Below are 13,327 nucleotides of genomic sequence, written 5' to 3'. Positions count from 1 at the left end.
TATCTTTTGTAAAAGTGAATCACGCGAAGAAAAAAAGGCCTTCCGCAAGCTAAGCTTGAGGAAAGGCCCTTTTGTCATTACAAGATCTGATTTCTAAATGAGATCCGATTGCGATAGCAATCTTTGAATGATCGCTGCCACTTCCGCTCTTGTGATTTCTTCTTTAGGAGCGAGTCTGGATCCGTCTTTGCCATTGACGATGTTTGCTTGCAGGCAGGCTGCAATATCGGCCGCTGCCCAGCCGGCAACGTCGGATGCATCTTTGAACTTGGCAAGTGGAGCTTCCTGCTGGGTATCGGATAGCTTGGATAACAGCCCCGTCATACTCATCGCGTTCGCGATCATATGCATCGCCTGCTCACGCGTCACCATGGCATCTGGACGGAAACTGCCATCCTCATAACCGTTGATCAGCTTGTTTTCCATTGCAGTACGGATAGCTGAAGCATACCAGCTTGAAGAGTTGACGTCGCTGAAGGTACTGCCTTCCGCTTCATTTTGCAGCCCCAGACCCCGAACCAGAATCGCTGCGAATTCCGCGCGCGTGATTTGACGGTCAGGCTCGAAAATGCCTGCGGTTGTCCCCTCGATAACCAGGCGGGAGCCCATATCGTTTATGTCTTTTTTGCCCCAATGTCCGGCTGCGTCTTTGAATTCAACCGGATTCCATACTACGCTATACGTGCCGTTGTACATACTGCTGATCAAGGCATAGTATTGTCTGTCAATCATTACAACCTTGGTTGGTACATGATGGATATTGCCGTTTTTCCCCAAAAATACGCCCGTGGTAATCCGCTTCGGATCTATGCTTTCAGGCATTGCAATCGCGCGCTGCGTGTAGAAAGAGAATCTCGGAATGTCCATCTGCTGGGTACCGTACAAAGCCCGGACATTGAATTGGAAAGCCGGATCAAAAAGCGTGATCTTTTGATTTTCGGCTGCCTTATTCAGTAATGCCTGAGATTCTGGCGAGACCTTCTGGATCTCCACTTGGAATTTCATGTCGGCTAATACGGTGCCTTTGCCGAAGTAATCGGCAATTTGGTTCAAGCCGATCAGGCTCGCCGGAATCGTGAAGAACGCATTTCCGGTTTTCAGACTCAGCGTTGCCTTTTTGTTCTGCAGCAGCTGTATGAGCTGCCCATTCAGCTCGCCAATGACGATATCCGTCGCTTTAGGAACCAAAATGGTTACAACTGCAGACTCACCAAGCTCGGACAGCGCATCTTCCAATGATTTCTGATCGACAATAACCGTTGTTTTGTTATGATCTACCTTCAGAATACCGAAGCTCTTTTCCTTGCCGTTGACAAGGATCTTCACCTTAAGTTCCGGGGCAGGCGTCGATGGAACAGATGGAGCTGGTCCCGGACTCGGATTGGAAGGCGTTTCAGGTACAGTCGGCGTCGTGGAATCTTGTACCTTAACCGTGTAGCTCTGTGAATTGCCCGCATCGAAAACAAACATCAGTGTTGAGGTGCCCACAGACAGCTTGGCCAGGTAAGATTTGCTGATCGTAACCTGATCACCCGTAATCGTGTAATCCGTCCCTTCCTGCAATTCGTAGCTGCCGTTCAGGATTTGAACGAGATGGTTTCCATTCAGTGTCAGCGTCGTCATCAAGTCGGTTTGAGCCGTAGCATTCTTATCAAAGGTGCCAGCTGACGGACTGATTGTGCTGTCCTGAGGTGTTTGTCCGGACGTACTGTCCGAAATGGCGATCGTCAGGATTTGGTCCGCTCCTGCACTGAAATGGAATGTTAATACGAGCGTTCCAAGCTGCTGCTGCAAGAGATAGTCTTTCTTGACCGCGATTTTATTTCCGTCAAGAGTATAATCCGTACCGTCCAGCAATGCCGTACTTGCATTCGTAATATTCAGCAGCGCATTGCCGTTCAGCGTCAAATAGGTGTATACATCCTCAGACACAGATACCTTCTTGTCGAAGGTTCCGGTATTTGGACTGATCATGCTGTCCTGAGGTACGGATCCGGAAGTACTATCCGTTACCGTGATCGTCAGCGTTTGGTCGTTACCCGCGCTGAACTTAAAGGTCAACGTCGTAGTGCCTTCCGACTCCTTCGCTAGGTACGCTTTCAAAATCGTTACTGAGTTTCCGGAAACCGTGTAGTCGGTTCCTTCCACCAACGCCGTGCCGCTGTTACTTATGCTGCTGAGCGTATTGCCCTTCAAATCCAGCGTTACGTTCACATCGGCTTGGTTCGCAACATTCTTGTCGAAGCTTGCTCTCGTTGGCGTGATCCCGCTATTCTTCGGCGTCGTATCCGTCACCGTGATCGTCAGCGTTTGGTCGTTACCCGCGCTGAACTTAAAGGTCAACGTCGTAGTGCCTTCCGACTCCTTCGCTAGGTACGCTTTCAAAATCGTTACTGAGTTTCCGGAAACCGTGTAGTCGGTTCCTTCCACCAACGCCGTGCCGCTGTTACTTATGCTGCTGAGCGTATTGCCCTTCAAATCCAGCGTTACGTTCACATCGGCTTGGTTCGCAACATTCTTGTCGAAGCTTGCTCTCATTGGCGTGATCCCGCTATTCTTCGGCGTCGTATCCGTCACCGTGATCGTCAGCGTTTGGTCGTTACCTGCGCTGAACTTGAATGTCAGCGTCGTGGTGCCTTCCGCCTGCTGCGCCAGGTACTGCTTCAAAATCCTCAGCGTGCTGCCCGAAAGCGTATAGTCGGTTCCATAAGACAGCGCCGTCCCGTTATTACTGATGCTGCTGAGCGTGTTGCCCTTCAAGTCCAACGTCACCGCCACGTTAGCTTGGTTCGCAACATTCTTGTCGAAGTCTGCCGTCGTTGGCGTGATCAGACTGTTCTTCGGCGTTGTATCCGCCACCGTAATCGTCAGCGTCTGATCATTGCCTGCGCTGAACTTGAAGGTCAACATCGTGGTGCCTTCGGACTCTTTTGCCAGGTACGATTTCAAAATCGTCACTGTGTTACCGGAAACCGTGTAGTCGGCGCCTTCCACCAGCGCCGAGCCTCCGTTCTGAATGCTGCTGAGCGTGTTGCCCTTCAGGTCCAGCGTTACGTCCACATCCACTTGGTTCGCGACATTCTTGTCGAAGTTCGCTGTCGTTGGCGTGATCCCGCTGTTCTTCGGCGTCGTATCTGTTACCGTGATCGTCAGCGTCTGATCATTGCCTGCGCTGAACTTGAACGTCAGCGTCGTGGTGCCTTCCGCCTGCTGCGCCATGTACTGCTTCAGAATCCTCAACGTGCTGCCCGACAGCGTATAGTCGATTCCATAAGACAGCGCCGTCCCGTTATTACTGATGCTGCTGAGCATGTTGCCCTTCAGGTCCAACGTCATCGCCACGTTAGCTTGGTTCGCAACATTCTTGTCGAAGTCTGCCGTCGTTGGCGTGATCAGACTGTTCTTCGGCGTTGTAGCGTATACCGTGATCGTCAGCGTTTGGTCGTTACCTGCACTAAACTTGAATGTCAGCGTCGTGGTGCCTTCCGCCTGCTGCGCCAAGTACTGCTTCAAAATCCTCAGCGTGCTGCCCGAAAGCGTATAGTCGGTTCCATAAGACAGCGCCGTCCCGTTATTACTGATGCTGCTGAGCGTGTTGCCCTTCAGGTCCAACGTCACCGCCACGTTAGCTTGGTTCGCAACATTCTTGTCGAAGTCTGCCGTCGTTGGCGTGATCCCGCTATTCTTCGGCGTCGTATCCGTCACCGTGATCGTCAGCGTTTGGTCGTTACCTGCGCTGAACTTGAATGTCAGCGTCGTGGTGCCTTCCGCCTGCTGCGCCAGGTATGACTTGAGAATTTTAACCGTAGCTCCTGAGACTGTATAATCCATTCCAAGAACTAATTTGTAACCGCCGTTGAAGATGTTGCTGATGGTGTTTCCATTAGGTGTTACCGTTGTACTGACATCAGCTTGAAAGGCGATGTTCTTGTCAAACACAGCATTTTGCGGATTAATCAGGCTATCTTTGGGTGTAGAATCGGAAACGTTAACCGTGAATGATTGGCTCACTCCGGCGCTAAACATAAACGTAAGTGTTGTTGTTCCTACAGGCTGCTGTGCCAAATACGTTTTGTTAATCGTGACCGTCGTACCGAAAATGGTGTAATCTGTGCCTTGAACCAGGGTCGCACTTCCATTTTTTATGCTGGTTAACGTGTTTCCGTTCAGGGTTAACTCTGTCGTAACATTGGTTTGAGCCGATGTCTTTTTATCAAAGTTAGCAGAAATAGGGGAAATCGTGCTGTCTTTGATCTCTGTGACGATTGCGGTTTTCATGTGTCCTTGAAGATCTGAAACAACAAATCTGTCTTGGCCATAAGCTACCGTTTTATAATCCGTAGTTGTGGTATTTGTTGTCTCCCTTGTCCATATCTCTCCGTCTGAAGAGGTCAGAATCATTCCTCCATACCCAGCGGCTACAAATTTCCCTCCGCCGAATGCTACGCTTGTCAACTCCTTACTATTGGCTGGGAGAGATTTGGTTATAAAATTGACTCCATCGGTTGAAACTCCAATGTAACCATTATTGTTACCATCGACACCTACGGCTACGAACTTTCCCTGACCGTAAGTAAGACCATTAATATAACCACCGATAGTCCCTGCGTTGAAACTTTGCCCGTCTGTAGAGGTATAAATGAGGCCTTTTACGTAATTGGTATAAGTCTCATCCAGCTTGTAACCTGCAACGACAAATCTCCCGCCGCCATTGGCTACACTTGTAAGAAATGAGTCATCCAATTTGGAGGAGCTGGCGCTCCACGTCGTATCATCTCTCGAAGTAACGATGACTCCATTAAAACCCGCGGCTACCGTGAGGTCATTTCCATTTGCATCTTTTCCGTGGGTGACATCGGTCAGGAAATCCGTTATCCGTGAAACAGGTTTAAATACAGTCCATTCATCTAACGGATTCCCACCGGATTTTTCAATGGAGTCCTGCAATGATACACCTAACCAATGATCTTTCGAGTACGTCAGACCCATCAACGCATCCTTAAGAATCGATTTCGTTTTATCTGGAGTTTTGTTTTCTGTATCCGACCAGTTCCGCCCATCATTGGAGTAAGCTAAAAATCCGTTATTCCCAGCTCCAAGCCACATACCGTTGCCATAAGCAATTTTATAAAACTCAGCAAATGAACTTATACCGCTCGCATTCACATCCTCCCAGCTAATAGCCGCGGCATTAGCAGTACCGGTTAGCTTGCCGAACCCAAAACATTGACTCATCAAAGCAACAATCAACAAGCTTCCAAATATTTGCCTTGTGCGTCGTTTCACTTTGTTGCGCATAGACTTCCTCCAACCTAATGTTATTTTTTTCGTGTTTTTGGGATAAAGATAATCACCTCCCTCTGTAATTTTATGGTTATTAGGTCTTAATTCATATCATAGAGCATTCCATATATTACGGTAAATATTTTTATATACTTTTTCAAAAAAATTGGTATTTTCAGGATGTAAAAATGAATCTTTCGTGCTATAATTTTGTCAAAAAATGATAGATTTTCTCGAATGTTGATGAAATTTTATCAAGGAGGCTGATATGCTACAGACAAAACCCGCACGGGACGAAGATGAAGTTTTTTTGTTTGAGCTCTTCGCCCTGCTCCGAAGCAATGAGTTGGGACTTACGAACTGGGACCCGGCCATGCGGCAAAACTTTCTTCAAATGCAATGGTCTGCTCAGAAACACTCCTATGCAATGCAGTTTCCACTGGGAAATGAATCTATCATTTGGCATCATGGACAGCCCGCCGGACGAATTATTGTACAAAAAGATTTAAACGAACTGCGTCTGATAGATATTTCAATTCACCCAGACTACCAAAATCTCGGTATTGGAAAGGCTTTGATTCAAGAGCTCCAAACCGAGGCTTCCGTATCACAGCTTCCCCTCCGTCTTAGTGTGCTTAAGACGAATCCTGCCTTGAACCTCTACATACGCCTTGGATTCTTCTCGATCGGCGAGAACGAAATGTACATGTTCATGGAAAGTAACAACTCTTGTAACATGAACCAATAATATTCCTTATCGAGGTGACTCTTATGAGTGAAGCCTATTTAGGCGAAATCAGGATGTTTGCAGGAAACTATGCCCCTATTGGATGGGCGCTCTGCAACGGTCAATTGCTAAATATATCAGATAACGAAGCGTTATATGTCCTGCTGGGTACCACATATGGCGGAGACGGTCGTACAACATTTGGTCTACCAGATTTGCAAGGTAGAATCCCGGTACACCCTAAAACCGGATACGTACGAGGTGCTAAAGCGGGCACCGAAACGGTAACCCTTGTTTCGAATCAACTACCTGCGCATACACATATTCCATTGGCTACCGATCCAATAGGGACAGAAACTTCTCCAACTAATAATGTCTGGGCTTCTCGGTCTTTTTCAACATACAGCGACTCAACTACGACGGTTAACATGAATTCCGCCGCTATTTCTTCTGTTGGAGGAAACCAGCCACATGATAACATGATGCCTTCAACCACCATTTCTTTCATCATTTCTGTTCAAGGTTATTTCCCGCCACAACCATAATTTCAAAACAATGATTGGGAGGAGTCCATATGTCAGAACCATTTTTAGGAGAAATTCGATTATTCGCCAATAATTACGCTCCGCGAGGCTGGATGTTCTGTGAAGGCCAAATTTTGCAAATCAGTCAAAATACGGCGCTCTATTCTTTACTGGGAGCTGTCTACGGAGGGGACGGACGTACGACGTTCGCTCTTCCGGACTATCGCGGACGCGTTCCAATTCATGTAGGAGCAAATTTCCCTCTAGGTATGGCAGCCGGTGAAGAAATCCACACCTTAACCATTAACGAAATGCCGCAGCATACGCACCAAGTATCTGCTGCTTCGAGTTCAGATGCTGTTCCCCCTCTGAATAACACCTGGGGAGGGGCTCCTAACGGATATGCACCGGCAGCGAGCCTAACGGCGATGAATGCAAGTGCCGTTTCCACGGCCGGACAAAGTCAGGCGCATTCCAATATGCAGCCGTATTTGGTAGCCAATTATGCGATTGCTGTGCAGGGAATCTTCCCTTCACGCAGTTAAATCAAGGAGGGTCTTCAATGGCAGATGCCTATGTAGGAGAAATTCGAATTTTTGCCGGTAATTTTGCCCCGAGGGGCTGGGCACTTTGTAACGGACAGTTACTGAATGTGAGTCAAAACACCGTTTTATTCTCTATTCTTGGTGCTCAATATGGCGGGGATGGAAGAACCAACTTCGCTCTCCCAAACCTAATGGGCAGCGCCCCTATGCATCAGGGTGCAGGCCCAGGATTAACACCTAGAACTGTTGGACAACAAATAGGGGCTACTACGGAAACGCTCACGACACAACAAATTCCGAATCATAATCATATACCGCAAGCCGTCGATGCTGTAGGAAATTCAAAAAGTCCAGTCGGTAATCTTTGGTCCCAATCTCAGAAGCAAGGTATCCCGCCTCATCAAACCCAAACGAAGCTGTATGACGCGACACCTACTGTACAAATGTCTCCGTTAGCCTTATCCGTTGCGGGCGGTTCGCAGCCGCATAACAATATGCAGCCTTTCATTGCACAGAACTTCATCATCTGTTTAGAAGGCGAATATCCTCCCAGAGGATAGTTCGATAACATTAAAAAAAGCCTGTCCATTCTCAATGAATGGACAGGCTTTTCACTTTGTTATCTTCTTGTAAACGGATGCTCTAAATCGACATGCCCCATCAAGCTTTCTTCCTGCTGCCCATCAACCAGAAGCTCGACCGTTTGAACTTCCTCGAACTGGAACATCGTCTGAGTCAATGCATCGAGTGCATACTGCTCTCCCCCTGCTCCAAGGCGCGCCTCGTCCGGCATATGAATGTCTATCGTCATCGCGCCGTCCTTGACTTCAAGCGACTTCAGCTCGATCTTGCCCCACAGGGGCACCAGGTCACTGCTTCCGCTTTCCTGCAATGCTTTAAAGGCTTCCTTGTATTTGTCGATAACTGAAGTAAATTTGATTTCCTTCTCGCTTTTCTTCAGAACCATTTGTTCCGGATCCGTGTAATAGACTTCGATTTTCTGCGTTTGTTCCTGGGCTTTTTCGGGCTTCTCATCCGGTTTGGCAGGTTTATCCGCCTGGTTGCTGGCCTTGTCCGTCTGGCTGTCCTTTGGCGTATCCGAATTCACGGTGTCATCCGGCTGTGCCGCGTTGACCGTACCTGAATTATCTTCATTTTGTACCATTTCCTGCGCTGCCGGCGCTGCCGCCGGTTTTTGTCCGCAGCCCGAGGCCACAACCATCAACAGAGCCAAAAGCGCAGTACCTAACCATTTTCGATTCACTCTACCGCCTCCCTCTTTGGACGAATAAACTTTATTGAATTCCGAGATATTCTTTAATGCCATTAACGATGCCTTGGGCAACCGAATTCTGAAGACTTTCACTGAATAATGCCGCCTCGTCCTTCGGATTGCTCATGTAACCAACTTCGAGTAGAACGGCTGGCATTTTCGTTTCACGGATAACATGGTAATTACCATATCTGACGCCTCGATCCGGCAGCCCCGTTGCCTTCACCAAATATTTATGCATTACACTAGCCAACGCCTTGCTGGCATCCCGTTGATAATACGTTTCGCTGCCGCTGGCGGCAGTTGATCCTGCACTATTCGCATGAATGGATACAAAAACGTCTGCATTCAGATCGTTTGCGATTCGAGCTCTCTCTTCCAGCTTGAGGAACGTGTCATCGCTTCGCGTTAATACAAAATCTATGTTCGGCTCATTTGCCAGCAGCTGTCCAACCTTTTGCGCAACAGCCAGATTGAAATCTTTTTCTTTTTTCTTCGTGTAACCCAATGTTCCCGGATCCTGATCACCATGACCTGCGTCAATGACAACCACTTTCTTGCCGTTATTGCCAATCGGATTGGTTGGCGTGCTATCCGTTTTATTCAGATCCACAATAACAAGTCCAGAACCCGATTCATCATTATAAACCGAATAATCCTTGGTATAATTCAGATCGATTACGACTCTTACCGTTGAAGGACTGTTGCTGAACAGAGAGTACCTAATGCTCTTCACATCCGGATATCCGCTGACATCCAGCTGACCCTGATTGCCTGTTCCAATCGCCGCGCCGCCAAGGAAATCGGCAGAAAATCCGGCGTTGGGCAAATCTACTACAATGCGATCCGGACCGGACATTTTAAATACTTTAGGGGTAAGCGTCCCCCCTTGGGAAGCAATCATCAGGCGGTTTTCGCTGAAGCTGAGTCCATTGATCATTGCATTTCCGGATACGGGAGGAATCGTGGTCGAAGGGTCAGACACCTCTCCCGGCTCGGAAGTGGAGGTTCCAGGAAAAGGATCAGGTATAGGAACTTCGCCATTGCCCGCGCCTGTTCCGTCTTCCGTTTTTGGTGTTTCTGCAACAGAGGATGTCAGATATACCGTTTGGTTGGCGCCATCCCAGCTAACCTGAATCCCCATTTGTTCACTCACAAAACGAACAGGGACTACCACAATGTTATTTTGCAGCATCGGAGGGTTGTCCAGACTCACCTTTTTCCCGTTCACCGTTGCATTCTTCTGATTAACCACCAGCTCAATGGTTTTGCTGTCCTTGTTAATCAGAACCTTTTTGGTCTTTTGCTCCCATTTCACCTCGAAACCGAGGTTCTCACCAATGACGCGAAAAGGAACCATGACACTTCCATTCACATTGGTAATCTTGGCATCCTTCGATACCTTCAGCTCGTTGCCGTCCAGCACAATCTGAACATTTCCTCCTGGTGCTGCTGCCGCAGCTGCCCGATCCTGCACGGACACCATCATCACGATAAACATCAACAAAAATAATAAAAATCCGGTTCTCTTCATTGTCCACCTCTGCCAAACTAAATTTTTTGCCGATTTCCGGGCATGAAAAACAAATATATCTAAAAAAAATCATTATCATCGGAATATAGGCAATATTCGCCATCAGGAGTCGGTTTTCCTGCTCGAGCATTGCACATTTTTGCCTTTTTCCATTTTCTTCTCCAAAGTAAAAAAAGACTTCCGATTTCCCATCTGGAAATCGGAAGTCTTTTTAATTCATTACATCATTTATGCAAAAAGATGGGAAGAATGCTTCTCCTCGTATGCCGAAATCTCATCCTCATGCTGAAGCGTCAGACCGATATCGTCCAAGCCTTGCAGAAGGAATTGGCGACGGTGTTCATCCAGGTCAAAATCGATGTGAAGTCCTTCGTTGTCAGTAATCGTTTTGTTCTCCAGATCCACATTCAGCTGATAGCCTTCATGAGCCGCAGTGCGTTGGAATAGATCCTCAACCTGCTCTTCGGAAAGCTTAATCGGCAGAATGCCGTTCTTAAAGCAGTTATTATAGAAAATATCCGCAAAAGATGGAGCAATGACGCATTTAAAGCCATAGTCCATAATAGCCCAAGGTGCGTGTTCACGGGAAGATCCGCAACCGAAGTTCGCTCTGGAGATCAGAACTGAAGCACCTTTATAACGAGGCTGGTTCAAGGAGAAGTCAGCGATGTTGTTCCCCTGTTCATCAAATCTCCATTCGAAGAACAGAAATTGTCCGAAGCCTGTGCGCTCGATCCGTTTCAAGAATTGTTTAGGGATAATGGCATCCGTATCCACGTTTACCCGGTCTACCGGTGCAACAAGGCCTGTTAATTTAGTAAAAGCTTCCATGTCTGTTCTCCTCCTTAACTTACCACTTCAGATTTAAAATTCCAGTCGCGCACATCCGTAAAGCGGCCTTTGATCGCTGCAGCTGCAGCCATAGCAGGCGATACCAGATGCGTGCGTCCACCGCGTCCTTGACGTCCTTCAAAGTTACGGTTGGAAGTCGAAGCGCAGCGTTGTCCAGGTTGAAGAACATCCGGGTTCATCGCCAGGCACATACTGCAGCCGGCATCGCGCCATTCAAATCCCGCTTCAATAAAAATTTTGTCGAGTCCTTCGGCCTCAGCCTGAAGCTTCACGCGTCCGGAGCCGGGAACAACAATCGCTGTAACCTTATCGGATACCTTATAGCCTTTGGCTACTTGCGCTGCGGCACGCAGATCTTCAATCCGTCCGTTGGTGCAAGAGCCAATAAATACGTAATCAATGGCAATCTCGTGCATTGGCGTGCCTGGTACCAGACCCATATATTCGATGGCTTTCTCAGCAGCCTTGCGTTCATTTTCAGTTGGCAGCTCGGCAGGAACTGGCACCTTGGCTGTAATATCTGTACCCATGCCCGGGCTAGTGCCCCAAGTGACTTGAGGGATCAGGGATTCCATATCAAACTCGAGTACCAAATCGTAAGAGGCGCCTTCGTCGGTTACAAGCTGCTTCCATTCTTCCACCCGGGCGTCATAGTCGCTGCCGGCAGGTACATGCTGGCGTCCGCGGAGGTATTCGAAAGTAATCTCGTCAGGAGCGATCATACCCGCACGAGCTCCGCCTTCGATGGACATGTTGCATACGGTCATGCGTTCTTCCATGGTCAGCTCACGAATCGCTTCGCCCGTGTATTCAATGACATAGCCTGTTGCAAAATCCGTACCGTATTTGGCAATGACGCCGAGAATCATATCTTTTGCCGTGATGCCGGCTTTGCGTTTGCCTACGAAACGCACTTCCATCGTCTTGGCTTTGGCCTGCTGCAAGCATTGAGTTGCAAGCACGTGCTCAACCTCACTCGTTCCGATACCAAACGCCAGAGCGCCGAAAGCGCCATGCGTCGAGGTATGGCTGTCACCACAAACGATCGTTTTACCCGGGTGCGTAAGGCCCAGCTCCGGTCCCATAACGTGCACGACGCCTTGGTCAATGGTATCCAGGTCAAACAGCGTAACGCCGAAATCACGGCAGTTTTGGGTAAGTGTATCGATCTGCTGTTTGGAGATAGGGTCTTTAATGTTGAATCGATCTTTGGTTGGTACATTATGGTCCATGGTAGCAAAAGTCAGCTCCGGACGGCGAACCTTGCGGCCGCTGAGGCGAAGTCCTTCGAACGCCTGCGGGGATGTTACTTCATGAACGAGATGCAAATCGATGTAGAGGATACTCGGCTTGCCTGCTTCCTGATGAATAACGTGATTATCCCAGATTTTCTCAAACATTGTTCTTTTACTCATCTTTTCACCTCATTATGGGTTTTCGTCCTTGGAAGAGTACCGAAGAATCGGCGTCTCTTGAATGAAATAAATATAGCATTTCGCTCTTCATTGTTCCAAGATATAATATCTATAAAAGTAATAGGAAATAACTATGAGCGTTCAACCGGAACACGACAATAAAAAAACGATAGGACCGATGACAATGGAACTAAGACAACTTCAATATGCTCTGCAGATCGCGTCAGAGCGAAATTTCTCCAGGGCGGCCGAGAAACTGCATATCGCGCAGCCTTCCCTGAGTCAGCAGCTGTCCAAGCTTGAGAAGGAGATCGGCGTGCTTCTTTTTCAGCGGAATACGAGCACCGTAGAACTGACGCATGCAGGCGCGCTGTTTATGGATCAGGCGCAAAAGATCATGGATGCCGTGGAACTGCTGCGTCAGGAGATGTCGGATATTTCCCAGCTGAGGGGCGGCAAAGTCATGGTTGGGAGCATGCCGATAACCGGCGCACACCTGCTCCCACATGTCCTTCCTTCTTTTAAACGAAAATACCCCGAGATTGAAATTGCCCTGCTCGAGGATTCGTCCATGAATCTTGAAAAACTGACTGCCGGCGGGAAAACGGATTTGAGCCTGCTCTCCCTGCCGCTGCAGGAGCCTTCCTTAACCTATGAAATCATTGGGGAAGAAAAGATAGATCTCGCGGTACCTGCCGGCCATCCTCTTACCGAAAGAACCAAAGACGGCAAACATGTGCCTGTACGCATTGAAGAACTGAGCGGCGAATCCTTTATTGTCCTGAAAAAAGGTCAAGGGTTCCGGAAAATTACGTTCGATTTATGCCAAAAGGCTGGTTTCGAACCGAATGTAGTATTCGAGAGCAACAATATGGAGACCATCCAGTCGCTGGTAGCCACAGGAATGGGCATCACACTGGTGCCAAGGTTCATTTCACGCTCTTCACGAAGCGAGTTTGTACCCATTTACCTCCCTCTCTCCGAGCCGGTGCCAAGCCGAACACTCGTGATCGCCTATCGGCGCGGACGCTATTTGTCCAAAGCCGCCGAAGCTTTTATTGATACCTTTAAAGAGACCATGCAGGATTTGGTAAAATGAATGATAGACTAGCTGTTTGAAGCAATGAAGTTACAGCGATATAAAAAAAGGAAAGGGCTGCAGCAGCCCTCTCCT

The 13,327-nt window shown here is 48.2% G+C and carries 10 protein-coding genes; 5 read left to right on the top strand and 5 right to left on the bottom strand.

Features of this window, described 5'->3' with window-relative positions; genetic code table 11:
- Positions 1-93: 93 nt before the first annotated feature.
- Positions 94-5,298 (bottom strand): X2-like carbohydrate binding domain-containing protein, encoded by a 5,205-nt coding sequence (locus tag GRF59_RS29575; protein WP_237391563.1) that lies wholly within the window; start codon positions 5,296-5,298, stop codon positions 94-96.
- 253 nt (positions 5,299-5,551) lie between these two features.
- On the opposite strand from GRF59_RS29575, the gene GRF59_RS00200 reads away from it, so the two are divergent.
- Genes GRF59_RS00200 through GRF59_RS00185 form a run of 4 tightly spaced genes read left to right on the top strand, consistent with a single transcriptional unit; the run spans position 5,552 to position 7,639 of the window.
- Complete coding sequence (locus GRF59_RS00200; protein WP_160495679.1) at positions 5,552-6,031, top strand: GNAT family N-acetyltransferase; 480 nt, start codon at positions 5,552-5,554, stop codon at positions 6,029-6,031.
- Positions 6,032-6,054: 23 nt separating this feature from the next.
- Positions 6,055-6,555 carry a phage tail protein gene (locus GRF59_RS00195; protein ID WP_160495678.1) on the top strand — a complete coding sequence of 167 codons (501 nt, stop codon included), beginning with the start codon at positions 6,055-6,057 and terminating at the stop codon, positions 6,553-6,555.
- A gap of 29 nt (positions 6,556-6,584) precedes the next feature.
- Complete coding sequence (locus GRF59_RS00190) at positions 6,585-7,079, top strand: phage tail protein (RefSeq protein ID WP_160495677.1); 495 nt, start codon at positions 6,585-6,587, stop codon at positions 7,077-7,079.
- A gap of 17 nt (positions 7,080-7,096) precedes the next feature.
- A complete protein-coding gene (locus GRF59_RS00185) occupies positions 7,097-7,639 on the top strand; it encodes a phage tail protein (protein ID WP_160495676.1) in 543 nt (180 codons plus the stop codon).
- Between the two features lie 59 nt (positions 7,640-7,698).
- Here the strand turns inward: GRF59_RS00185 and GRF59_RS00180 are convergent, their stop codons facing one another.
- The 4 genes from GRF59_RS00180 to leuC all read right to left on the bottom strand — a co-directional run bounded on the left by GRF59_RS00180 (position 7,699) and on the right by leuC (position 12,153).
- Complete coding sequence (locus GRF59_RS00180; RefSeq protein WP_160495675.1) at positions 7,699-8,343, bottom strand: GerMN domain-containing protein; 645 nt, start codon at positions 8,341-8,343, stop codon at positions 7,699-7,701.
- 31 nt (positions 8,344-8,374) lie between these two features.
- The gene (locus GRF59_RS00175; protein ID WP_160495674.1) at positions 8,375-9,886 is read right to left on the bottom strand and encodes an N-acetylmuramoyl-L-alanine amidase family protein; all 1,512 of its coding nucleotides are present in this window, start codon (positions 9,884-9,886) and stop codon (positions 8,375-8,377) included.
- 228 nt (positions 9,887-10,114) lie between these two features.
- The gene (gene leuD / locus GRF59_RS00170) at positions 10,115-10,717 is read right to left on the bottom strand and encodes a 3-isopropylmalate dehydratase small subunit (protein WP_160495673.1); all 603 of its coding nucleotides are present in this window, start codon (positions 10,715-10,717) and stop codon (positions 10,115-10,117) included.
- 14 nt (positions 10,718-10,731) lie between these two features.
- The gene (leuC, locus tag GRF59_RS00165) at positions 10,732-12,153 is read right to left on the bottom strand and encodes a 3-isopropylmalate dehydratase large subunit (RefSeq protein ID WP_160495672.1); all 1,422 of its coding nucleotides are present in this window, start codon (positions 12,151-12,153) and stop codon (positions 10,732-10,734) included.
- 184 nt (positions 12,154-12,337) lie between these two features.
- Between leuC and GRF59_RS00160 the strand changes: the two genes are divergently transcribed.
- Entirely contained in the window at positions 12,338-13,252 is a 915-nt protein-coding gene (locus tag GRF59_RS00160; protein ID WP_160495671.1) for a LysR family transcriptional regulator, read from the top strand.
- The last annotated feature ends 75 nt before the right edge of the window (positions 13,253-13,327 follow it).

It is taken from the genome of Paenibacillus dendrobii (genome assembly GCF_009807035.1).
GTDB classification, from domain to species: domain Bacteria; phylum Bacillota; class Bacilli; order Paenibacillales; family Paenibacillaceae; genus Paenibacillus_AQ; species Paenibacillus_AQ dendrobii.
Note: the sequence above shows the minus strand (reverse complement) of the source record. Positions and strands in the feature narration are given on the sequence as shown.